This is a genomic window from Mesorhizobium sp. P2_C4 (genome assembly GCF_056404575.1).
The window spans coordinates 210,346-231,871 of the sequence record NZ_JBFUDT010000002.1 but is presented as its reverse complement, the minus strand read 5'-3'; the positions used below and the strand labels follow the sequence as shown (position 1 = coordinate 231,871).

Genomic DNA, 21,526 nt, shown 5'->3' with positions numbered 1-21,526 from the left:
ATGAGCCCGAAAACCGGAATCGATTTCCGGACGCTCCAGACCGGCAATCCATAGGTCTGATTTGGTCCAGATCAGCGCTTGAGGTGGATCGTCACCCAGCCCTCGCGGTGCGAGGTCCTGACATGGCGAAACTGCTGGCCGACATAGGCCGAAACCACGGCGTCGCGCTGGCGGTCGAGGATGCCCGACAACACGATCGAGCCGCCGAGGTTGATATGCCTGGCCATCTCAGGCGCCAGCCGCATCAGCGGCCGCGCCAGTATGTTGGCGACGATGAGATCGAAGGGCGCGCGCGCGGCAAAGATCGGGTGGTGGAAGCCCGGCGCCGTCACCGTTTCCACCAGCGATTTGACGTGGTTGAGGCGGGCGTTGGCGGCGGCGACCTTGACAGCGATCGGGTCGATGTCGGTCGCCAGCACCGGAATATGCGCCAGCTTGGCAACGGCGATGGCCAGCACCGCGCTGCCCGTGCCAAGGTCGAGTGCGTTGCGCGGGTGTTCGCGCCGCACGACCTGTTCAAGCATTTCGAGGCAGCCGGCGGTGGTGCCGTGATGGCCGGTGCCGAAGGCCAGCCCCGCCTCGATCTCGATGGCGAGTTCACCGCTGTGGCGCTTCCGGCGGTCGTGCCCGCCATGGACGAAGAAGCGGCCGGCGCGTACCGGCTTCAGTCCTTCGAGCGAGTGCGCCACCCAGTCGATGTCGGGCAGGGATTCGCGCTCGATCGGCTTCGACAGAGCGAGGCCGGCGAGAATGTCGTTGACGCGCGCCGCGACGGCATCGACGTCATCGTTGGTGGCGTAGAGCGACACTTCGTGGATGTCGAGGTCCTCGTCGACCTCCAACACGGCGATCGGCAGGCCGTCATCCTCGAAGGCCGCCTCAAGCGCCGCAAAGATGCGGTCAGCGTCGATCTTGCCGGCGGTGAAGTGAAGCCGCGTCTGGGTCATGGTTTTGGTCAGCCTTCCGCCGCCAGCCGCTTCAGCTTGGCAATGGCGGTCTCCGGGCTTTCGCCATAGGCGATGGTGCCGGAGAACTCACCCTTGGCGTTGAGCAGCAACACCGAGGCGGTGTGATCCATCGTGTAATCGCCGTCGCCCGTATCAACCTTTTTCCAATAGATGCCGAAAGACTTGGCCATGGCGTGGACCTTGTCGGGATCGCCTGAGATGCCGACAATGCGGTCGGAGAAATTGCTGACATAGGTGTTCATGAGTTCGGGCGTGTCGCGCTCCGGATCGACGGAGACGAAATAGGCATGCAGGGTCTTGCCGTCGTCGCCCATCGTCTTCAGCCAGCCGGCCAGTTCGAACAGCGTGGTCGGACAGACTTCCGGGCAATGGGTGAAGCCGAAGAAGACAACGCTGGGATGGCCTCTGAAGGCGGCTTCGGTGATCGGCGCGCCCTTCTGGTCGACCAGCGTGAAGGCGGCGCCGAACGGCTCGCCGCCATAGTGCCCGCGGTACCAGTCGAAGGTGAGCCAGCCGATGCCCGCCGCCATCAGGACGAGAATGCCGACCAGAATTGAACGCATCATCAGGGATTGTCCGTCGTGATTTTCATTGGGTGCTGGATCAGCACCATTCGGCGAACACTCTTAGCGGGTTGCCAGCGCGCACGCAAAGATGTCGCGTTGCCGCAACCGGTCGTCGATACCGGCTTACCAAATCGTAATTTGAACGGTTTGGGCCCCTGCCTATTTTGATAGTCTGCGCTTTTGCAGTGGAACCAGCCAATGCCGGATACGCCTGTTGCCTTCTATTCCAAGACCCAGATCTGGCTGCACTGCAGCATCGCCGTGCTGATCCTGGTGCAGTTCCTCGCCCATGACGGCATGGAGCATGTCTGGCGCGCCTTGCGCCGGGGCCAGGAGGCGTCACCCGGCGATGTGCCGCTGGCCTATATGCATGTCGTGCTCGGCCTCGCTGTGCTGGGTCTGGCCAGCTGGCGGTTCTGGCTGAGGACGACACGCGGCGTTCCGCCGGTTTCGGGGATGGAGCACCCGGCGCTGCGGCTGCTGGCCAAGGCGACGCATTTTGTCATCTATGGGCTGATCTTCATCGTGCCGCTTTCGGGCGGCGCCGCTTGGTTCCTTGACGTGCCGGGGGCAGGGCTGGTGCATGTGCTGGGCAAGAACATCCTGCTCTATATCGTGCTGTTGCACACAGCAGGCGCGCTGGTTCAGCATTTTGTCCTCAGGAGCGATGTGCTGCGGCGGATGCTCGCGTTCGGCCGGGCCTAGCTTGCAAAGCCGGATTGTCCGCCCCACCTGAGGTCGGCGAAACTCGAACCGCAGGAGGCTGTCTTGCAAGGACTGATTGGGCGAAAACTGATCGGCGGCGCGTTGGCCGCATGCCTTGTCGTTGGCTCTGGTGCGGCGGTCGCCGAGGAAGTCGGCAAGGTCGGCGTCGACTGGGTCGGCAACGACATCATCGTCGAGGCGATCAAGGACCCGAAGGTCGAGGGCGTCACCTGCCATGTCTCCTACTTCGATCGCGGCGTCATCGACCGCTTGCAGAAGGGCAACTGGTTCGAAGACCCTTCGGATTCCTCGATCTCTTGCCGCCAGACCGGCCCGATCACCATCGGCGATATCGACATGAGCGAGGCCGGCGAGGAAGTGTTCAAGCAAGGCATCAGCCTGATCTGGAAGAAGCAGGTGGTGAACCGCATCTACGACAAGGCCAATGAGACGCTGATCTATTTGTCGCATTCACGCCAGGTGCAGGATGGGTCGGCCAAAATGTCGGTCACCACCGTGCCGCTCTACGGCCAGAATGTGGTGTGGACCAGCGGCAAGCCGAAATAAGACCTGGCAAAAGCCGACGGACGATTGGTCCCGCTTGCGGGACCAATCGGTCGGGCGTAAATCGCCCGCATGGACCGTCCGGAAAATCTTGTCCTGAAAGACCCCGAACCGCGCATTCATCCGACCGCGGAACTGAAGGCGTGCAAGCTCGGGCGCTACGCCTCGATCGGCGAGCGCGTCGTCCTGCGCGAAGTGACGGTCGGTGATTTCTCCTATTTCGAGCGTCATTCGGAAGCGATCTATACGACGATCGGCAAATTCTGTTCGATTGCCGCCAACAGCCGCATCAATGCGCTGGAGCATCCGATCGAACGGGTGACCCAGCACAAGGTCAGCTATCGGCCCAACGAATATTTCCGCTGGCTGGGCGTCGACACGGCGTTCAAGGAGCGGCGGCAGGCAAAGGCGGTCAGCATCGGCCACGATGTCTGGATCGGCCATGGCGCGGTGATCATGCCCGGTGTGAGCATCGGCAATGGCGCGATCGTCGGTGCCAATGCGGTGGTGACACATGATGTGGCGGCCTATGCGATTGTCGCTGGCGTTCCGGCCGCGCCATTGCGCCAGCGTTTTGCAACCGACATTGCGGCGCGGATCGAAACCCTCGCCTGGTGGGACTGGGCGCCGGAAAAACTGGCCAAGGCCGTCCCTGATATGCAGGCGATGCCGATCAAGGCTTTCCTCGACCGCTGGGAAAACGACGCCTCCTGAGTTCGTCAGGCGTGCATAGGATTGTTCACGAAATCCCTTCTGGAAGGGAACCCGGAGCGGCCGCCGGTTGTTTCTCCCCGGCGCGAGATGATCCCGGTCCGGGGTCACCTCGTTGCCGCCAGCCAGGGATTTCCGATGTTCGAGAAGCTTTTCACCCAGGTCGCCAACAAGGTCGCCCATCTTGCCGGCCTGCCGCTGACCTTTGCCGCCTGCTGCCTGATTGTCGTGGTCTGGGCAGCCAGCGGGCCGCTGTTCGGCTTTTCCGACACCTGGCAGCTGGTCATCAACACCGGCACGACGATCATCACCTTCCTGATGGTGTTCTTGATCCAGAACACGCAGAACCGCGATGGTGCGGCGATTCAGGCCAAGCTCGACGAACTGATCCGGGTCGGCGAAGGCCACAATCATTTCATCGGCATCGAGCACCTGACCGAATCCGAGGTCGAGGAGATTCGCGACCGCTGCGAACGCGCGGCCAAGCGGCATGACCGGGAGATTGCCGACATGGCCGCCAAGAAGGCCGTGGCGCAGAAGCGCGGCGCGAAAAAGCAGGCGGCTTGATCGTCAGCCTTTCATGAAGGCCGCGAAAGCATCCTTGTAATCAGGGTGCCAGCGCGACAGAGCAGGGCGGTTTTCGATGATGTCGCCGATCGCCCAGGCCATGCGTTTCTCGTCCATCGGCCGCACTGCCTCGTTGTCTGGGCACAGAATGTAGAAGTCGCCGCGCGGCAGCGAGGCCAGCATGAAGTCGATGACCTGTTCGCCGGTCCAGGCGCCGGCCGGCTTTTCCGTGGCACCTTCGGTCAGGCCGGTGAAGGTGAAGCCCGGGATCAGCAGATGCGCACTGATTTTGGCGCCGGGTTCGTTGCGCAACGCGTGCGCCAGACCTTCGGTGAAGGTTTTCACGCCTGATTTGGAGACGTTGTAGGCGAGGTTGCCGGGCGGCGTGGTGATGCCCTGCTTGGAGCCGGTGTTGACGATCAGGCCAGGTTTTCCCGATGCCAGCATGCGCGGTGCAAAGGCCTCGACGCCATGAACGACGCCCCAGAAATTGATGTCCAGCAACTGCTTCCAGGCGCCGCGGTTTTCCCAGGGTTTGCCGGGATTGTTGCCGACGCCGGCATTGTTCATCAGCAGCGACACATCGCCGAAGGCGGCGAATGTCTTTTCGGCCAGCCGGTCGAGGTCGTCGGCCTTCGCAACGTCGGTGGCAATGGCAAGTACTGCATCGTTGCCGGCAATCGCGGCGACGGCACGGCCAGCCTCGTCGAGGCGTGCGCCGGCGATATCGGCGAGCACGATCTTCATGCCCATCGCCGCCAGCCGCTTGGCGGCTGCAAGGCCGATGCCGCTGGCGCCGCCGGTGATGACGGCGACGTTGCCTGGGCTAAGGGCGGGCAGAGCGGTCTGGATCTCGGCATCGGCGGTCATGATTTTTTCCTTGGTTTGGGTCGCGCCGAACTTAGCGCGGGATGCGCTTCATGCAAGGCCGTCCAGCGTGTTCGGGTTGACCGCGTCCGCGACGGCTGCGCATGTTGCGGCTGAATAGGGAGCCTGCCGATTGACCGACTGGGTCGCGATCTTGAAGGAGCAGACCGCCACCGGCGACCAGATGGGTCGCGAGGTGCCGCAAATGCTTGCCAATCCCGAAATCAGCGAGGCGCAGGTGAAGACGCTGTTTTCGGCGCTCGAAAAGCAGGCCGAGTTCGTCGAGAAACTGCGCATGGCGCTGGAGAAATTCGGCCATGATTTTTCGATCATCAAGGCGGCCGAGCGGCTGGAGGAGCGCTATGCCGACCTTGCCGCGTCGGTCGCCGAAAAGCTAAAGGCGATGCGCAAGTAGCGCCCGCTACTTTTCGATCACTCGCGAAAACCGCGTATCCGGCACGAACCAGACGGCAGCCACCAGAAAGTAGATCGCGACGCCGATCCACTGGTTGACGAAGGTCAGCAGCACCGCAGCTATGTATAGCGCTACCGAAATCTTGCCCTTGCGGTCACTGCCCAACGCCTTGGCGAAGGCTGTTTCGTTGCCATGCAGATGGTGCAGCTTGGTCACAAGAACCCTGTAGGCGACCCCACAGAGCACGAGGTCGACGCCATAGACGGCGACAGGTACCGGCGCGAAATGATTCTCGCCCATGAAGGCCGTCGTTGCCGGAATCAGCGACAGCCAGAACAGGAGGTTAAGATTTGCCCACAGCACGCGGCCGTCAACGCGCTGCACGGTGTGGAACATGTTGTGCAGATTGTTCCAGTAAATGCCGACATTGATGAAGGACAAGACATAGCTGAAGAAGATCGGCCACAGCGGCGCCAGCGCGGAAAGATCCTCGCCATGCGGCACTTTCAGTTCCAGCACCATGATGGTGATGATGATGGCGACGACGCCATCGGTGAATGCCTCGACCCGGCCTTTGCCCATGATTCCTCCCCCGGTTGTCGGGTGATATCTATGCGATGGCGGGACGTGCGGCTACCCGCCATATGGCTGGGCGAACAGGCGGGCGCGCCAAAACCTTCAGCCGTTCGGTGTCTCCGGCGTCATGTTGGCGCGCTGGCGCGGCACGCCAAGGCCGGTGTCCGGCGGCTCGCCTGCTGCCGGCCTGTCCTCGATCATGTGCATGATGCGCCAGCGGCCGAAGCGGTAGTAGCCGGCGGCCAAAAGCAGCGAGGTGATCGATCCCGCCGGAAAGCTCCACCACAGCGCTTCCTCGCCGATCACGCCGCGCATGAAATAGGCAAAGCCGGTGCGCACGATAAGCACCGAAATCACCAGGATAATCAGCGGTGGCATCACAGCGCCGGTGGCGCGCACGGTGGCGAACAGCACGATGGTGATGCCGAACAGGATGAACGACCAGGAGGCAATCTTGTTGATGTGGGCGGCGATGTCGACTGCGGTGCTGTCGCTGGAGAGGAACAGGCTGAGCACGGAGCGGTCGAAGACGAACAGCACCGCGACCAGGGCGCCGGTCAGCACGAGATTGAAGCCGACGCCGGAAGCGGCGATGCGGCCGATCCGGTCCCAGCGTCCGGCGCCGACATTTTGCGCCGCCATCGAGGACACCGCCGCACCAATGGCCAGCGCCGGCATCTGGATATAGGTCCACAGCTGCGCGGCGATGCCGTAGGCGGCCGCCACCTGCGAGCCGTAGGAGTTGACCATGCCCATCACGGTCAGCGCTGCCGCCGAGATGACGATCATCTGCAGGCCCATCGGCACGCCCTTGAAGACGACGATGCGCAGCAGCGTCGGATCCGGCCGCAGCAAAGCCAGGTTGGCGCCGGCCAACCGCAGCGGGTGCTTGCGCGCATAGAGCACGACGAGGATGGCGATCACGCTCACCGTCTGGCCGATCAGCGTCGAGGTGGCCGAGCCGGCAATGCCGAGTTCGGGGAAGGGGCCGATGCCGCGGATGAGCAGCGGGTTCAAGACGATGTCGAGCACGACGGCGAGCGCCATGAAGAAAAACGGGGTGCGCGAATCGCCGGCGCCGCGCAGCACCGTCATGACGAAGGACAAAAGGTTCATCATCGGCACGGCGACGAAGATGATGCGCAGATAGGAGCGGGCGAGCGGCAGCGCGTCGGCCGGCGTGCCGAGCGTGTTGAGGATGGCGTCGACCCAGATCCAACCGCAGACCGCGAAGATCACTGAAACAGCGAAGAAGAAGGTGGCGCTGGTGCCGACAATGCGGCGGGCCTCCGGCAGGTCGCGGGCGCCGACCGACTGCGCCACCAGGATGGTCGCCGCCATGCCGATGCCGAACACCGTGCCGAGGATCAGGAACAGCACAAGATTGGCGTTGGACGTCGCGGTCAGCGCGGATTCACCGAGGAAGCGGCCGACCCAGACGGCGTTGATCGAACCGTTCAGCGATTGCAGCACGTTGGAGCCGAGCACCGGCAAGGCGAACAGAAGCAGCGTGCGCGGGATCGGGCCGCTGGTCAGGTCGCCGGTGCGCCGGCGCGTGGGCATTTTTTCGTCCATGGTGGGCTGCTCGGCGAAGGCTTGTCTCAAGTCCGACGGGCGATGATTGCCGATTTAACGAGACAGGTCGATCCGGTGCCGGAAAATCCCGCTTGGCGTGCTGTGAGCTAATCATGTTCTCAAAGCCTGCGGAATGGGATATTGGTCGTCGCGGCGTGGGGCCGCATTCTTGCGATATCCAATGGACAAGCCGGGGGGATAATGTCTGACAATCCGCTGCTTTTTGAGCGCCTGAACCGGCGCGCGTTTCTCGGTGCATCCGCTATCGGCGCAGTCTCTGTGGCGCTTTCGGCGTGCACCACCACCGAGGTGGTGACGCCGCCAACACCCGCTCCGGCGCCCGAACCGGCTCTGGGCGATGCCGCGAGCATGTATGCGGCGCGCACAGACGAGGGTTTTGCGCTGCCGGCCATCCCGATATCCAAGCTCGATCCGAAGTTCGTGCGCCAGATCGTGGACGATCCGACCGGAGAAAAGCCGGGCACCATCGTCGTCGATACGTCGGAGCATTTCCTCTACCTGGTGCGCGACGGCGGCAAGGCGATGCGCTATGGCGTCAGCCTCGGCAAGGCCGGTTTTGGATGGACCGGCAACGCTGTCGTTCAGGCGCGCAAGAAGTGGCCGGTGTGGACGCCGCCGCCGGAAATGATCCAGCGCCGGCCGGAACTGGCGAAGTACAAGGATGGCATGCCGCCGGGACCGCAGAGCCCGCTGGGCGCTCGGGCGCTCTATCTGTTTCGCGACGGCAAGGACACGATGTACCGGCTGCACGGCACGCCGGAGTGGGATTCCATCGGCAAGAACGCGTCGTCCGGCTGCGTGCGCTTCATGAACCAGGACATCATCGACCTCTACAGCCGCGTCAACGGCGTCACGCAGGTCTTCGTGCGGCCGAACCTGTCGGCGGCCGGCAAGATCACCGCTGTGTCGAACAAGACCGCCGAGCCGATCGATGCAGGCGTGCCAAGGGATGCGGAGATCTTGAAGTAGGGCGACGGCGGTCCGCTGGTCGCCGACAAAAAAAGCGGACGCGCCGGGCGCGTCCGCTTTTTTGTCTATTGTATGCGACTACTTCTTGGCGAGGCCGGGCAGCGTGACCTGATAGACCAGGAACATGGTGTCGACATCGGCGCCGTCCTCGGCCTTGTAAGGCGCCCCGACCTGGAAACCGTCCTGGGTGAGGAAGTCGTTGTCATTGGCGACGAAGAGGAAGTAGTCGTCGGGAAGTTTTGGGTCGAGCACGCTGACCACCGACATCGCCTCCCACTTCTCCGAGAGGTTGTTCTTGTCGTTGGGCGCGCCATTGTGCAGGCCGAAGCGACCGAGCTCGCCCTTGTCGTTGATGTCGATGAACGGCGTCAGCTTGGCTGGCGTCACCGAGGGATCAAGCACGCCCTTGGGCGCCACCGGTTTGTCGGCGGCGTCAAAAGCGCTGCCAGCAATGTCGGTTGCCGCGGACAGATCGACGATGTTGATCAGGCGCAGAAGCGAGGTGTCGCCCTTCACCCCCTGGCCGTTGTTGCTGTCGCGCGTGATCATCAAGAACGTCTGGTCGGACAGCGCCACGATCTCGCTTTGCGCGGCGATCTTGGTCTTGCCCTTGGCGTCGGTGAATACCGGCAGCGGCACGATATACTCATGCGCCAGTTTCAGATGGGCGAGGTCGGAGGCGTCATAGACCAGGGCGCGGGTGTTCTGGCGCGTCGAGCCGGAATCGCCGCCATCCTGCCGCGGCGCCGATTGCAGCACGGCGATCAGGAACTTGCCGTCCGACGTCAGCGCCATGCCTTCGAGACCCTGGTTGTTCTGGCGGCCGGTCTCGGGATCTTTTGGATCGGGCTCGGCGGCACCCGGGCCTGGATTGTCGGAAGCGAAATTGGGCGTGCCATGGCGCATCGGCACGAGGGCCGCCGGCGGCTGCGTGGCCGACAAAAGGTGTCCGTCGGCGGCGAAGCGGTAGATATTGGGGCCGTATTCGTCGGAGATGAACATGGTGCCGTCGGGCAGCCGCGCGATCGCCTCGTTGTCGAGCGCCAGCTTACCATTGGCTTCGGGCAGGATCGGCAGGTCGCCGGCGGCCGCGCGCACACCGTTGAGCGGGTCGAGGCCGGTGGCGTCAGCGCCCTTGTCGTCAGTCAAAAGCATGGTGTCGGCGAGCGTCGCCTTGACACCGGTCTGTTCCTGTCCGGCAGCAGGAGCGGCACCGGGTGCTACCGGCGCAAACTCGATGCCGATTGTGTTGAGGCGCGGCCGGTAGTCGGTGGTGCCGACGACGTTGTAGCCGCGGTCAGGCAGCAGCCACAGTGAGCCCTTGTAGCCGTCGGCGCCATGCGTCCAGCTAGCGGTGTCGATCGACATGCCGGAGCCGGAGCCGAAGGTCTCGCCGAACTTGTCCTTCAGGCTGGCCGGGATGCGGCCGACGCCGACCAGACCCTTGTTGACGAAGCTGACGCCGCCGACGGTGGCGGTGCCATCGGCCAGCGCCGGCGTCAAGGCGGTGAACAGCGCCAGCGCGACGCCGAGCGACACGGTTCGGTGCAGATTTTTCATGATTATCCTCTTTGCGACAAAGCCGGAGCGGCCGAAACCCGAAAGCGCTCCACGTCGCATCGGACGATGCCGCGAGCCCTCGTTCGACAAGCGGTCTAGGACGCGAAGATGATAGTTGCGTGACAGGGGCGGCGCTCGCCTGCGGTCGGAACCATTCTCCGTTCTGATCCGTTGCAACGAAGCCCAGGTGCCGCTTCGCTTGATCGGCCGGGCTATGGGATCAGGAAGGGACAAAATGGGTTTCGATCAATATCACGAGCCACCGGAAGAGTTGTCGCAGAAGGTGCGGACCTTTGCCCGCATGATCACTTCGCTGATCGAGGAGGCGGAGGCGATCGGCTGGTACGAACAGCGCATGTCGGTGGAAAAAGACCCTCAGGCCAAGGCGATCATGAAGAATGCGCAAGGCGAGGAGTTCAAGCATTTCGGCATGGATCTGGAATTCCTGCTGCGCCAGAAGAAGGACTGGCGGGCGGAACTGAAGGAAATCCTGTTCACGACGGGCGATATCGTCAAGGCTGGCGAGAAGGGCGAGAAGAAGGTGGATTGATGCCGACTGGCGGCCAATCTGGCCCCACCGCGCCGCCTCAATCGCTATCCCTTGCCACCAGCTCCAGCGGCCAGACCTCGCGGATGATGCGCGGGCCGTCCGGGCCGGCGAAGGCCGGAATCGAGGCCAGCAGAATCTCGGCAAGCCTTTGTCCCATCGGCTCCAGCGCCGGGCGGAAGGCGGTCAGCGCTGGTGAGAAATAGCGGCAGAGCGGCGTGTCGACGATGACGGTCACCGCCATGTCGTGGCCGGGCTTGATGCCCATCTCGGCCAGCGCCTTGCAGCCGCCGAGCGCCATCGCGTCATTGTTGAAGATGATGGCGGTCGGCTTGGCGCGCATGACCTGCGGTGTCACGTCGTAGCCGCCGGCCTCGTTGATGAAGCCGGAGGCGATCAGCGCGGGGTCGACCTCGATGCCATGCCGCCGCAGGGCCTTGCGATAGCCGTCGAGAAACAGATAGCCGAAATTGAGGTCGAGCGACGGGCGGATGGCGGCGATGCGGCGGTGGCCGCGCGCCACCAGCCGGTCGACCGCCTCGGCGCCGGCCTTTTCGAAGTCGAGGTCGAGGCTGGGATAGGATTTGGCGCCGGAGCGGCTGCGGCCGAGTGTGGCGAAGGGGAAGCCGGCCTGGGTCAGATAGTCGATTCTCTCGTCTTCGCGCCGCGTCCAGGCCAGCACCACCGCATCGGCGCGGCGCGTCTCGACGACACGGCGCAGACGTTCCGACTGATAATCGCCGGGCGCGCCCATCACCACGGTCAGGTCGAGCCCGCTTTCGGCGAGCTTGGCTTGCAGTCCGATCAGGAACGGAATGAAGAACGGCTCGCCATATTGCTGGTCGCCCGGATGCGGCTGCAGCATGAAGGCGATCGAGTGGGTGGCGCCCTGACGCAGACTGCGGCCGGACTGGTTCGGCGAATAGTTCAGCGTCTTGGCCGCCGCCAGCACGCGCTGGCGCGTGTCGGCATTGACGTCGGCGCGGCCGTTCAGCGCCCGCGACACGGTGCCGATCGAAATGTTCAGGTGACGGGCAAGGTCGTGAATGCTGGACGCCAAAGGACAGTTCTCCCCCAACTCTCGCTATCACCGGCGGCCGCTCAGGCCAAGGCGATAAGACGATTTTTACGAACGGGCGATTGACATTCTACGCCATCGGGTGTGTTCTCGTAAACGTTTACGGAAAAACGTTTACGGTCAAGCCGTGAATGCCGTGACGACCGGTCTGGAGGGACCGCGAGGGAGGAGTGCTGGATGATCAACGTCGTCCTGGTCGGTTGCGGAGCTATGAGCAAAGCCTGGCTTGATGCAGCCAGGCAGGTTGCCGGGCTCGCCATTGTCGGCCTTGTCGACCTTGACGCCGACAGGGCGAAGGCGAGGGCGCGCGAATACGACCTCACCGGTGCCGTCATCGGCACCAGTCTCGACGCGGTGCTCGACCAGACCCGCCCTGATGCCGTCTTCGACGTCGTTGTTCCCGCCGCGCGGCGTGACGTTGCGTTCTCCGCCTTTGCCCATAATTGCCATCTGCTGACGGAAAAGCCGCTCGCCGACAGTCCGGAGAATGCACGTGCCATTGTCGAGGCGGCGCGCAGTGCCGGGCGCATCCATGCCGTCGTGCAGAACCGGCGCTATGTCGCCAATGTCAGGCGCATCAGGCGCTTTCTTGATTCCGGCGCCATCGGCGCGCCAACCAGTATCCATGCTGACTTCTTCGTTGCGCCGCATTTCGGCGGTTTTCGCGAAGAGATGGCGCATGTGCTGCTGCTCGACATGGCGATCCACACGTTTGATGCCGCCCGCTACATGGTCGCCGGCGAACCGGCCGGCGTCTACTGCCAGGAATGGGAGCCGGCCAATTCCTGGTACCGGCAGGGATCGTCGGCAAGCGCCATCTTCGATCTCGGCGGCGGCAAGCGGTTCACCTATGCCGGCAGCTGGTGCGCCGCCGGCTTCCGCACCAGCTGGGAGAGCGCGTGGCGGATCGTCGCCGAGCGCGGCAGCCTGGTCTGGGACGGCGAGGACGGGCTGAAGGCGGAAGTTGTGTTGCCGGTTCGCGAGGGCCTGTTCGACAAAATGGAGCCGATCGCCGTGCCGCCGCTTGATCCCGACGACTGCATTGGGGGCCATCTCGGCATCATCCAGGATTTCATGCGCGCCATCGAGACCGGCACCGAGCCGGAAACGCGCGGCTCCGACAACATCAAAAGCCTGGCCATGGTTTTTGGCGCCATCGAGAGCGCCGAAACCGGGCGCCGGGTGGCGATCACTTCACAGGAACAGCAATGATGCCAAACCCGCTTCTCGACATCAGGATCGGCACCATGGTGCGGGCCAATCTCGAAGACCCGGCCGCCTATATCAAGGCGATCCTGCCGCTCGGCTTCGAGAGCATCCAGCCTTTCTTCTGGCAGACGCTGGGCGGCAAGGATTTGCCGCGGCTTGCCGGTGAGATTGCCGAGGCAATCGGCGATTCCGACGTCACGGTGTCCTCGCTTGGCGTGTTCGGCAACCCACTGGAAAGCGGCGATGTCGATCGCGGTGTGCTCAAAGCCTGGGAAACGGTGATCGACAACGCGCATCTGTTCGGCGCCTCCACGGTCAGTGGTTTCACCGGCCGCCTTCGCGGCAAGCCGCTGCCGGAAAGCCTGCCGCGCTTCAAGGAGGTTTGGGGGCCACTGGCCAGGCGCGCCGCCGACAAGGGCGTGCGCATCGCCTTCGAGAACTGCGCCATGGACGGCAACTGGGCGGCGGGCGACTGGAACATCGCCCACAATCCGGATGCCTGGGAGCTGATGTTCAACGAATTGCCCAACGATAATCTCGGCCTCGAGTGGGAGCCCTGCCACCAGCTCGTCTATTTGATCGACCCCATGCCGCAGATCCGCAAATGGGCGCCGCGCATCTTCCATGTGCACGGCAAGGACGCGACGGTGCGCTGGGACGTGATCCGCGAACACGGCGTGTTCGGCCGGTTGCCCTTCGTGCAGATGCGCACGCCGGGCTTCGGCGACAGCGACTGGACGCGGGTGATCAGCGAATTGCGGCTGGCCGGTTACAAGGGCGCCATCGACATCGAAGGCTGGCACGATCCGGTCTATCGCGACGATCTCGAAATCACCGGCCAGGTGCGGGCGCTGGACTATCTCAAGCAATGCCGGGGAGGTGCCAGCTTCTTGCCGAATCCGGTGTGAGTGCGGGCCGGCGGGAGGTGCCGGCCAGCCAAGATTGCGGCGTATTGCCGATCGTAGAAACCCCTCGGCTTGCGAGGGAACAAAGGGAGGATAAGTGCATGAGCATGACGATGAGAAGGACACTTCTGCGCTCGACCGTCGTGGCTGCCGCCACGGCGCTCGCCGCTGCGATCTCGACCTTGCCCGCGCAGGCGCTCGACGCCAAATGGTGCAAGGACGTCCACATCCGCTTCTTCGTCGGCGGCGCCGAGGGCGACGCCTTCGGCACCATCGTCTATAATGGCGCCAAGCAGGCCGAGGCCGATCTCGGGCCGAAGGTCGATTACATCTTCTCCGGCTGGGACGTCGAAAAGATGGTGCAGCAATTGCGCGAAGCGGTCGCGGTCAAGCCTGGCGGCATCGCCATGATGGGCCATCCGGGCGACGCCGCGATCATGCCGCTCGCCGAACAGGCGCATAAGGACGGCATCAAGATGATGTACCAGAACGTGCCGGTGCCGACGGTGACGGCGGCGTTCGGCGGCGGCTATGTCGGCGCCCAGCAGGAGCAGCAGGGCCGCGCGCTCGGCGCCGAGGCGTTCAAGCTGGCCGGGCTGAAATCCGGCGACAAGGCGATCATGATCGGCCCGTTCGAAAACGAGAGCCGCGGCGCACGTGAGCGTGGGACGGTCGCGGCACTGAAAGAGGCCGGCGTCGATGTCGTTCAGATCAACTCTCAAACTGAATGGGCAGCCGATCCGAACCTGGCGATCCCGGTGATCACCGCCGCGTTGCTCAACAATCCCGGCGTCAAGGCGGTCGGCTATCCCGGCGGGCAGATGCTCGGCAATGTGCCGACCTACATGCAGGCCGCAGGCAAGAAGGCGGGCGACATCTTCAACTTCGGCTTCGACACCAGCCCGCAGATCGTCGAGGCCTTCAAGGGCGGCTGGGTACAGCTGACGGCCGACCAGCAGCCTTTCATGCAAGGCTATCTGCCGATCCTCAGCCTTTGTCAGCAATTGGTGCTGGGTCTGGCGCCGATGAATGTCGACACCGGCGCCGGCTTCGTCACGCCTGACAATTACGAGATCGTCGCCGAACTCGCCAAGCAGGCGCTGCGCTGACCTCCCAAGGCTGCCGGCCGGGATTTCGCCCGGCCGGCGGGACCGCCGGCAAAGAGGCCGGCAAGCGACAATCAAGCGAGGATACGATGGCCGAACGCATCATCGAACTGCGCGACATCAAGAAATCCTATGGCCAGGTCTATGCGCTGGGCGGGGTCAATCTCAGCGTCGACCGCGGCGAGGTGGTCGGCCTGATCGGCGACAATGGCGCCGGCAAGTCGACACTGATCAAGATCCTGTCGGGCGTGGTCAAGCCGACCAGCGGCGAGATCCTCATCCGCGGCAAGCCGGTGACCGGCTGGAGTGCGGCGCGCTCACGCGAGGCCGGCATCGAGACGGTGTTCCAGGACCGGGCGCTGGCCGTGCAGCAGACCATCGTGCGCAACATCTTCATGGGCCGGGAGCTCACCGGCTTCATGGGCTGGCTGAAGGTCAACAAGGAAATCGAGGAGGCCAGCCGGTTGATGCGCGAGATCGGCTTCACCTCGAAAGTGTTCACGCCGCAGTCGATCGTCGGCCAGCTGTCGGGCGGCGAGCGCCAGGGCGTGGCGATTGCGCGCGCCATCTACAAGCAGGCGGACCTGATCATCCTCGACGAGCCGACGACGGCGCTGTCGCTGACCGAAACCGCCAAGGTGTTTCATTTCGTGCGCCAGGTGCGGGCGAGCGGCCGCTCGATCCTGTTCATCGGCCATAACATTCATCATGTCTTCGACATCGCCGATCGTTTCGTGGTGATCGATCGCGGCAAGGTCGCGCTCAGCGCCGACCGGCGCGAGGTCAAGTCGGCCGAAGATCTCATCAACTTCATGGAAGACGTCGCGCATCCGGGCGGACTGGCCGGATTGCACGACGCTGGCGAGGCGGAGCAGGCAACACGATGAGCAAGACCATGGAGCCCGATCTGCACGAGCCCGCCGGCATTCCCCGCCAGGGCAACCCCCAGAAAGAGTGGAAGCACCCATCCGATAACTGGATGCGCGGCTTCATCCTCGACAACCGCGCTTCGCTCGGCACGCTCGGCGTGTTCGTGGTGATGATGGCGGTGTTCATGGCCGCCAACCCGGCCGTCTTCACCACCTGGTATCTCTACAGTTCGGTGCTGACCACGTTGCCGGTGGCGCTGTTCGTGGTGGTGCCGCTGGTCTTCGTCGTCACTTGCGGCGAGATCGACCTGTCGTTTCCGGCGACCATGGGCTTTGCCTCATGGGTCTTCGCGCTGGTGGTGCAGGCCGGCTACGATCCGTTCCTGGGCATCGCCGCCGCACTCGTCACCGGCATGCTGCTCGGCTTTCTGGTGGGCTCGCTGGTGGTCTATGGCGGGCTGTCGTCGCTGATCGCCACGCTCGGTATGAATTTCCTGCTGCGCGGCCTGATCCAGATCATCAACGAGGGCAGGTCGACGGCGCTGACCAGCCTTGCCGACAGCTGGGCCTACAAGATCTTCTCCAGCCAGATCTACGGCATCCCGGTGCAGATCTTCTGGGCCATCGCCTTCGTCGTGCTGTCGGCGCTACTCTACAACAGGCATCGCTTCGGCGCGCAGGTGAAAGTGGTCGGTGACAATCCTGACAGCGCCCAGCAGATGGGCATCGACGTCAAGCGGGTGCGGGTGAAAGTCTTCGTCTTCGTCGGCATCGGTGCTGCGATCGCGGGAACATTTTCGGTGATGATCAACTTCACCTGGTGGCCGACCTCGGGCGACGGCTATCTGCTGCCGGTGCTGGCATCGGTGTTCGTCGGGGGAACGCCGACCTGGGGCGGCATCGGCACCGTGGTCGGCGGCGCCATCGGCGCGGTCACCGTGTCGTTCATCCAGACCGGCGTCGTGGCGGCGGGCTTGAGCGGCTTCTACGTCCAGTTCTTCAACGGTCTGATCATCATCCTGTCGCTGCTCGGGCATAAGTGGAACCAGGCAAGGTACAGGTGAGAGCTATTTCGTTGACGGACCGCATGCCTTGACGATTGGGGGCAGACGCCCGTCGCTTCGTCATCCACGGGCGGAGCAAGGAGCGTAGCGACGCAGCGCAGACCCGAGGATCCATGCCGCGACTCAAACGCGTCACCACGGTGCTGAATTCTGTTCCGCTGCGTTCCAAGGCCGAGGTCACGGCACGGATCCTCGGGTCTCCGCGACGGAGCTTCGCTCCTGCTTTGCCCGTGGATGACGAAGGTGCTTCGCCCGTGGATGACGAAGGCGAGGAGGGCTCCGCCAGAGAATGACAAAGTGGTCGCTTGTAGGACAACGGGACGAGCGGACGCTCACACCGCCGCGACAAACCCGTCCAGCACACGTTTCTGGCCGGCCTTGTCGAAGTCGATGGTCAGCTTGTTGCCTTCGATGGCCGCAATGTTGCCGTTGCCGAATTTCTGGTGGAAGACGCGGTCGCCGACGCTGAAGGCCGACGGTGTGTCGGCGACGGATTTGGCGACCAGCTCGCCGTCGATGGTGCGGCCTTTGACCGAGGTGCGGCCGGCGCCATAGCCCGAGTCCGTCTCGCCATAGCCGATGCGCTCGACCTGGTGGCCGGAGCGCGAGCCCCAGTTGCGGTCGGTCGCCTCAGTGCGATTGGCTTGCGCGCGCTGCCAGCCCGGCGTCGCATAGGTGTTGGAGAAGGCGCCGGATTTTTCCGTGTTGGCGCCGACATTGTCGAAGCGCGAGGCGCCATAGGGGTTCTGTCTTCCTGCCCCTTGGCCGCCGCGACCGGAGGCAAAGGAACCGCCGCCATAGGAATTGCCATAGCCGCCGTAGCTGTTGCCGCTTTCGGCGACCTCGACATGGGCTTCCGGCAATTCGTCGAGGAAGCGTGACGGAATGGTCGATTGCCAGAGCCCGTGGATGCGGCGGTTGGAGACGAACCAGAGGTGCAGGTTCTTCTTGGCGCGGGTCAGGCCGACATAGGCGAGGCGGCGCTCTTCTTCCAGACCAGAGCGGCCGCCCTCGTCGAGCGCGCGCTGATGCGGAAACAGGCCTTCCTCCCAGCCGGGGAGAAAAACGGTCTCGAATTCGAGGCCCTTGGCCGAATGCAGCGTCATGATGTTGACGGCGTCGAGCTCGGCGTTCTGCTCGGCGTCCATGACCAGCGCGACATGTTCGAGGAAGGAGCGCAGCGATTCGTACTCCTCCATTGAGCGGATCAGTTCTTTCAGGTTTTCAAGCCGGCCCGGCGCTTCCACTGAGCGGTCGTTCTTCCACATGTCGGTGTAGCCGCTCTCCTCGAGAATGGTCTCGGCGAGTTCGGTGTGTGGCGTGGTTTCCAGCGCCTTCTGCCAGCGCTCGAAATTGGCGGCGACTTCACGCAGTGCCGCGCGCGGCTTCGGCTTCAGCTCGTCGCTTTCGGCGAGTTTCGTCGCCGCCTCCAGCATCGGGATGCGCAATGCGCGCGCGGTGTCGTGGATCTGGCGGATGGTGGCTTCGCCAAGGCCGCGCTTGGGCACATTGACGATGCGCTCGAAGGCGAGGTCGTCGGCGCCTTGCGCGACGACGCGGAAGAAAGCCAAGGCGTCACGGATCTCCATGCGCTCGTAGAAGCGCGGGCCGCCGATGACACGGTAGTTGAGGCCGAGCGTGACGAAACGGTCTTCGAACTCGCGCATCTGGAAGGAGGCGCGGACAAGGATAGCCATGTCGTTGAGATTTTGCTTGGCACGCTGGTAGGACTCGATGGTCTCGCCGACGGCACGCGCCTCCTCCTCGGAATCCCAGGCGGCATGGACATGCACCTTCTCGTCGTCTTCGGCGATCTTTTCGGTGAACAGCGTCTTGCCGAAGCGGCCCTCATTGTGGGCGATGAGATGCGAGGCGGTGCCGAGGATATGCGCGGTGGAGCGATAGTTCCGCTCCAGCCGGATGATGGTGGCGCCGGGAAAATCCTTGTCGAAGCGCAGGATGTTGTCGACCTCAGCGCCGCGCCAGCCGTAGATCGATTGGTCGTCGTCGCCGACGCAGCAGATGTTGACTCTGTTATCGCTCACGGGCTGTTCCGCGCCTGCCGGCACGGGCCCTCCGCGGGGGCCTCGCAACGGCTCGGACGCCCGGTCGGGCTTGCGGCCTTCGGCCGGAACATCCCAGCCGTAAGAGGTGTTTGGCCTGACGTAGTTACCTTCTTCCGAAGGATCATCTTTAGGCGCCGCAGGTTTGTAGCTGCCCGCCTCAGTTCGATCGGGAGTCCTGGACGGGCTAGGATTTGGAACGCGGCCACCTGGAGCGCCACTTCTTGGCGGTTGTGGACCACTTGTCGGTTGTGGCCCGCTTGGCCGCTGCGCCAGCAGCCGCAGCCACATGTATTGCGCCGTGTTGGTGTCCTGATATTCGTCGACGAGGATGTATTTGAAGCGCTTGTGATACTCCTTCAGCACATCCGGATTGGCGCGGAAGATGCGGATCGGGTGGCAAAGCAGATCGCCGAAGTCGCAGGCGTTCAGCGTCTTCAGCCGCTCCTGATAGGCCTTGTAGAGTTCGCGGCCCTTGCCGTTGGCGAAGGCGCGGGCGTCGCCCTCGGGAATATCGGCGGGGCCAAGCCCCTTGTTCTTCCAGCCGTCGATCATCTGCGCGAACTGCTTGGCCGGCCAGCGCTTGTCGTCGAGACCTTCGGCCTGGATGAGCTGCTTGATCAGGCGCACGACATCGTCGGTGTCGAGGATGGTGAAATCGGATCTGAGCCCGGCGAGTTCGGCGTGACGACGCAGCAGCTTGACGCCGATCGAGTGGAAGGTGCCGAGCCAGGGCATGCCTTCCACCGCTTCGCCGACCAGGAGGCCAATGCGCTGCTTCATCTCGCGCGCGGCCTTGTTGGTGAAGGTGACGGCGAGGATCTGCGAGGGGAAGGCTTTTCCCGTGGCGAGGATGTGGGCGATGCGGGTGGTCAAGACACGCGTCTTGCCGGTGCCGGCGCCGGCCAGCACCAGAACCGGGCCTTCGGTGGTTTCCACCGCCAGCCGCTGCTCGGGGTTGAGGCCGTTCAGATAATCGGGCGCATTGTTGTGGCCGCTGCGGGCAGCCATGGCGCGCGCGGCTATGCCCGACGGGGCCATCGGCCGCGCATTCGGTTCGTCAAAAAAGGGCATGTCTTCCGAAAAGCCGGACATCGCCCCCGAATGTAGTGATTCGGCGGCGAAAGGCCAGAAGTGTCTACGTTTTGTTCTGGTTTGGAAGCCAGATTCCCAGGCGCCGTGCGAATATTGTCGCCCCGGCGCCCGGCAAGCTGTGCAAAACCCTCCCGCCCGGCCTTACCGCGCGGCCGCCCGCATCCGCTCGCTGATCTTGTCGGCGACATAGCCGGCATCGCGTGCCGCGCCGTGGATCATGGTGGAGGAGGTCGAGTGCTGGAAGTGCAGGCCGCAGACATAGAGGCCGGGTTCGCCCTCCACAGCGCCGCGATACTGCTTCACCCGGCCGTTGTCGTCGAAGATCGGCAGCTTGATCCAGTCCAGTCCTGCCCGGAAACCGGTGCACCAGATGACGTTCGAGACGTCGAGGGTTTGGCCGTCGTCGAGCAGCGGTTTGCCGTCGCGGACCCCGGCGACCCGGGCGACCCGGCGCACGCCGGCGGCATCCAGGTCCCGAGGCTTGACCCGGATCAGCGGCAGGCCATGGGCGAGCTGCCCAGGCTTTGCCTTGCGGCCCATCGGCGTGTCGACCGTGAGCAGCCGGTGGAAGACAAAGCGGAAGACGACAGGCAGGATCAGACGCATCGCGAGATAGCCATTGTAGGCGACCGGGATGTTGCCGGGATGCCGTCCGGCCAGCCAGACCTGGTGGGCAGAAGCGATGTCGATGGCGATTTCCGCGCCGGAATTGCTGGCGCCGACCAGCAGCACGCTGCCCGGCTTGAGCTGCTCGGGATTCTTGTAGGCGACCGAATGGAATTGCCGGATCGACGGATCGAGCGAGGCGGCGAAATCCGGGATCTTCGGCTTCTGGTAGCTCGAGGCCGCGGCCACGACGTGACGGGCGATGTACCGGGTCCGACCAGCCGTCACGACATAGTGACCGTCGATGCGGATCACCTCGTCGACCTTGACGCCGGTGCGCACCGGCAGGGAAAACCTTCTTGCATAGGTTTCAAGATAGTCGGCCATCTCGTCCTTGGTCGGGAACGAGTAGCGGGCGGCGGGGAAGGGCATGCCGATCAGGCCGTCGAAGCGCGCCGGTGTGAACAGGCGCAGCGAATCCCAGCGCGAGCGCCAGATGTCACCGACGCGCTCGCGCGCCTCCAGGATGACGAAGTTCACGCCTTTGCGGGCGAGGTGATAGCCGACGGAAAGGCCATTCTGGCCAGCGCCGATGACGACGACATCGACATGTTCCTCTCTCGGCACCGGTCGCATGTCGTCGCCGATCGGCGCCTGGCTTGCGACTGCCTGCAGCGCGCCGGCCTCCAGTGTCATGAATGCCACCCCTTGTTCCAGCAGCGCGCCGGCGCGCGCCCTGGTCTCGGTGATGCCGACACGGCGGCTATGCGGTTTCGCCGCGCGGATTGAAGTCGGGCCAGATATCGAAGTCGGGTTCATCATCGTCTCCACGCGGTTTCGTCAGTCATGGAGCGAAAATAGCGAACCGGCACGGCGGCGCTTCGGGGGGATCCCTCACGAGACAAAAGAAAAGGCATGGG

The 21,526-nt window shown here is 63.9% G+C and carries 21 protein-coding genes; 12 read left to right on the top strand and 9 right to left on the bottom strand.

The window, feature by feature from the left end; translation table 11 throughout:
* Positions 1-71: 71 nt before the first annotated feature.
* Entirely contained in the window at positions 72-947 is an 876-nt protein-coding gene (locus AC1DX6_RS07560; protein ID WP_477312117.1) for a 50S ribosomal protein L11 methyltransferase, read from the bottom strand.
* Positions 948-955: 8 nt separating this feature from the next.
* On the bottom strand, positions 956-1,534 hold the full coding sequence (locus AC1DX6_RS07555; protein ID WP_477312116.1) for an SCO family protein: 579 nt from the start codon (positions 1,532-1,534) through the stop codon (positions 956-958).
* 198 nt (positions 1,535-1,732) lie between these two features.
* Here AC1DX6_RS07555 and AC1DX6_RS07550 point away from each other — a divergent pair, with 198 nt between their 5' ends.
* The 4 genes from AC1DX6_RS07550 (at position 1,733) to AC1DX6_RS07535 (ending at position 4,081) form a co-directional block, all read left to right on the top strand.
* Entirely contained in the window at positions 1,733-2,239 is a 507-nt protein-coding gene (locus AC1DX6_RS07550; RefSeq protein WP_477312115.1) for a cytochrome b, read from the top strand.
* Positions 2,240-2,302: 63 nt separating this feature from the next.
* On the top strand, positions 2,303-2,806 hold the full coding sequence (locus AC1DX6_RS07545; RefSeq protein WP_477312114.1) for a CreA family protein: 504 nt from the start codon (positions 2,303-2,305) through the stop codon (positions 2,804-2,806).
* A gap of 69 nt (positions 2,807-2,875) precedes the next feature.
* The gene (locus AC1DX6_RS07540; protein WP_477312113.1) at positions 2,876-3,517 is read left to right on the top strand and encodes a DapH/DapD/GlmU-related protein; all 642 of its coding nucleotides are present in this window, start codon (positions 2,876-2,878) and stop codon (positions 3,515-3,517) included.
* Between the two features lie 135 nt (positions 3,518-3,652).
* A complete protein-coding gene (locus AC1DX6_RS07535; protein ID WP_477312112.1) occupies positions 3,653-4,081 on the top strand; it encodes a low affinity iron permease family protein in 429 nt (142 codons plus the stop codon).
* Positions 4,082-4,084: 3 nt separating this feature from the next.
* Here the strand turns inward: AC1DX6_RS07535 and AC1DX6_RS07530 are convergent, their stop codons facing one another.
* On the bottom strand, positions 4,085-4,951 hold the full coding sequence (locus AC1DX6_RS07530; RefSeq protein WP_477312111.1) for an SDR family NAD(P)-dependent oxidoreductase: 867 nt from the start codon (positions 4,949-4,951) through the stop codon (positions 4,085-4,087).
* A gap of 130 nt (positions 4,952-5,081) precedes the next feature.
* Between AC1DX6_RS07530 and AC1DX6_RS07525 the strand changes: the two genes are divergently transcribed.
* Positions 5,082-5,363 (top strand): hypothetical protein, encoded by a 282-nt coding sequence (locus AC1DX6_RS07525; RefSeq protein ID WP_477312110.1) that lies wholly within the window; start codon positions 5,082-5,084, stop codon positions 5,361-5,363.
* Positions 5,364-5,369: 6 nt separating this feature from the next.
* Here AC1DX6_RS07525 and AC1DX6_RS07520 read toward each other — a convergent pair whose 3' ends face one another.
* Positions 5,370-5,945: a TMEM175 family protein gene (locus tag AC1DX6_RS07520; protein WP_477312109.1), complete on the bottom strand. Its 576-nt coding sequence runs from the start codon at positions 5,943-5,945 to the stop codon at positions 5,370-5,372.
* A gap of 96 nt (positions 5,946-6,041) precedes the next feature.
* Positions 6,042-7,514, bottom strand: coding sequence for an MATE family efflux transporter (locus tag AC1DX6_RS07515; protein ID WP_477312108.1), 1,473 nt, complete (start codon positions 7,512-7,514; stop codon positions 6,042-6,044).
* 201 nt (positions 7,515-7,715) lie between these two features.
* Between AC1DX6_RS07515 and AC1DX6_RS07510 the strand changes: the two genes are divergently transcribed.
* Positions 7,716-8,504: a L,D-transpeptidase gene (locus AC1DX6_RS07510; RefSeq protein WP_477312107.1), complete on the top strand. Its 789-nt coding sequence runs from the start codon at positions 7,716-7,718 to the stop codon at positions 8,502-8,504.
* A 78-nt stretch (positions 8,505-8,582) separates the two neighbouring features.
* Here AC1DX6_RS07510 and AC1DX6_RS07505 read toward each other — a convergent pair whose 3' ends face one another.
* Positions 8,583-10,064 carry an esterase-like activity of phytase family protein gene (locus tag AC1DX6_RS07505; RefSeq protein ID WP_477312106.1) on the bottom strand — a complete coding sequence of 494 codons (1,482 nt, stop codon included), beginning with the start codon at positions 10,062-10,064 and terminating at the stop codon, positions 8,583-8,585.
* Positions 10,065-10,299: 235 nt separating this feature from the next.
* Here AC1DX6_RS07505 and AC1DX6_RS07500 point away from each other — a divergent pair, with 235 nt between their 5' ends.
* Positions 10,300-10,614: a ferritin family protein gene (locus AC1DX6_RS07500; protein WP_477312105.1), complete on the top strand. Its 315-nt coding sequence runs from the start codon at positions 10,300-10,302 to the stop codon at positions 10,612-10,614.
* 37 nt (positions 10,615-10,651) lie between these two features.
* Here the strand turns inward: AC1DX6_RS07500 and AC1DX6_RS07495 are convergent, their stop codons facing one another.
* Positions 10,652-11,671 carry a LacI family DNA-binding transcriptional regulator gene (locus tag AC1DX6_RS07495; protein WP_477312104.1) on the bottom strand — a complete coding sequence of 340 codons (1,020 nt, stop codon included), beginning with the start codon at positions 11,669-11,671 and terminating at the stop codon, positions 10,652-10,654.
* Positions 11,672-11,866: 195 nt separating this feature from the next.
* Here AC1DX6_RS07495 and AC1DX6_RS07490 point away from each other — a divergent pair, with 195 nt between their 5' ends.
* The 5 genes from AC1DX6_RS07490 to AC1DX6_RS07470 all read left to right on the top strand — a co-directional run bounded on the left by AC1DX6_RS07490 (position 11,867) and on the right by AC1DX6_RS07470 (position 16,842).
* Complete coding sequence (locus tag AC1DX6_RS07490) at positions 11,867-12,901, top strand: Gfo/Idh/MocA family protein (protein WP_477312103.1); 1,035 nt, start codon at positions 11,867-11,869, stop codon at positions 12,899-12,901.
* Positions 12,901-13,806 (top strand): sugar phosphate isomerase/epimerase family protein, encoded by a 906-nt coding sequence (locus AC1DX6_RS07485; protein WP_477312102.1) that lies wholly within the window; start codon positions 12,901-12,903, stop codon positions 13,804-13,806. The genes AC1DX6_RS07490 and AC1DX6_RS07485 overlap by 1 nt, the downstream gene beginning before the upstream one ends.
* A gap of 98 nt (positions 13,807-13,904) precedes the next feature.
* Positions 13,905-14,912 (top strand): substrate-binding domain-containing protein, encoded by a 1,008-nt coding sequence (locus tag AC1DX6_RS07480; RefSeq protein ID WP_477312101.1) that lies wholly within the window; start codon positions 13,905-13,907, stop codon positions 14,910-14,912.
* An 86-nt stretch (positions 14,913-14,998) separates the two neighbouring features.
* Positions 14,999-15,796 carry an ATP-binding cassette domain-containing protein gene (locus tag AC1DX6_RS07475; RefSeq protein WP_477312100.1) on the top strand — a complete coding sequence of 266 codons (798 nt, stop codon included), beginning with the start codon at positions 14,999-15,001 and terminating at the stop codon, positions 15,794-15,796.
* Positions 15,793-16,842 carry an ABC transporter permease gene (locus AC1DX6_RS07470; RefSeq protein ID WP_477312099.1) on the top strand — a complete coding sequence of 350 codons (1,050 nt, stop codon included), beginning with the start codon at positions 15,793-15,795 and terminating at the stop codon, positions 16,840-16,842. The genes AC1DX6_RS07475 and AC1DX6_RS07470 overlap by 4 nt, the downstream gene beginning before the upstream one ends.
* Before the next feature lie 332 nt (positions 16,843-17,174).
* On the opposite strand, the gene AC1DX6_RS07465 is transcribed toward AC1DX6_RS07470, so the two are convergent.
* Positions 17,175-20,000 (bottom strand): ATP-dependent helicase, encoded by a 2,826-nt coding sequence (locus AC1DX6_RS07465; protein ID WP_477312098.1) that lies wholly within the window; start codon positions 19,998-20,000, stop codon positions 17,175-17,177.
* A 141-nt stretch (positions 20,001-20,141) separates the two neighbouring features.
* Positions 20,142-21,425, bottom strand: a complete 1,284-nt coding sequence (locus AC1DX6_RS07460; RefSeq protein ID WP_477312097.1) for a flavin-containing monooxygenase — start codon at positions 21,423-21,425, stop codon at positions 20,142-20,144.
* Positions 21,426-21,526: the final 101 nt, after the last annotated feature.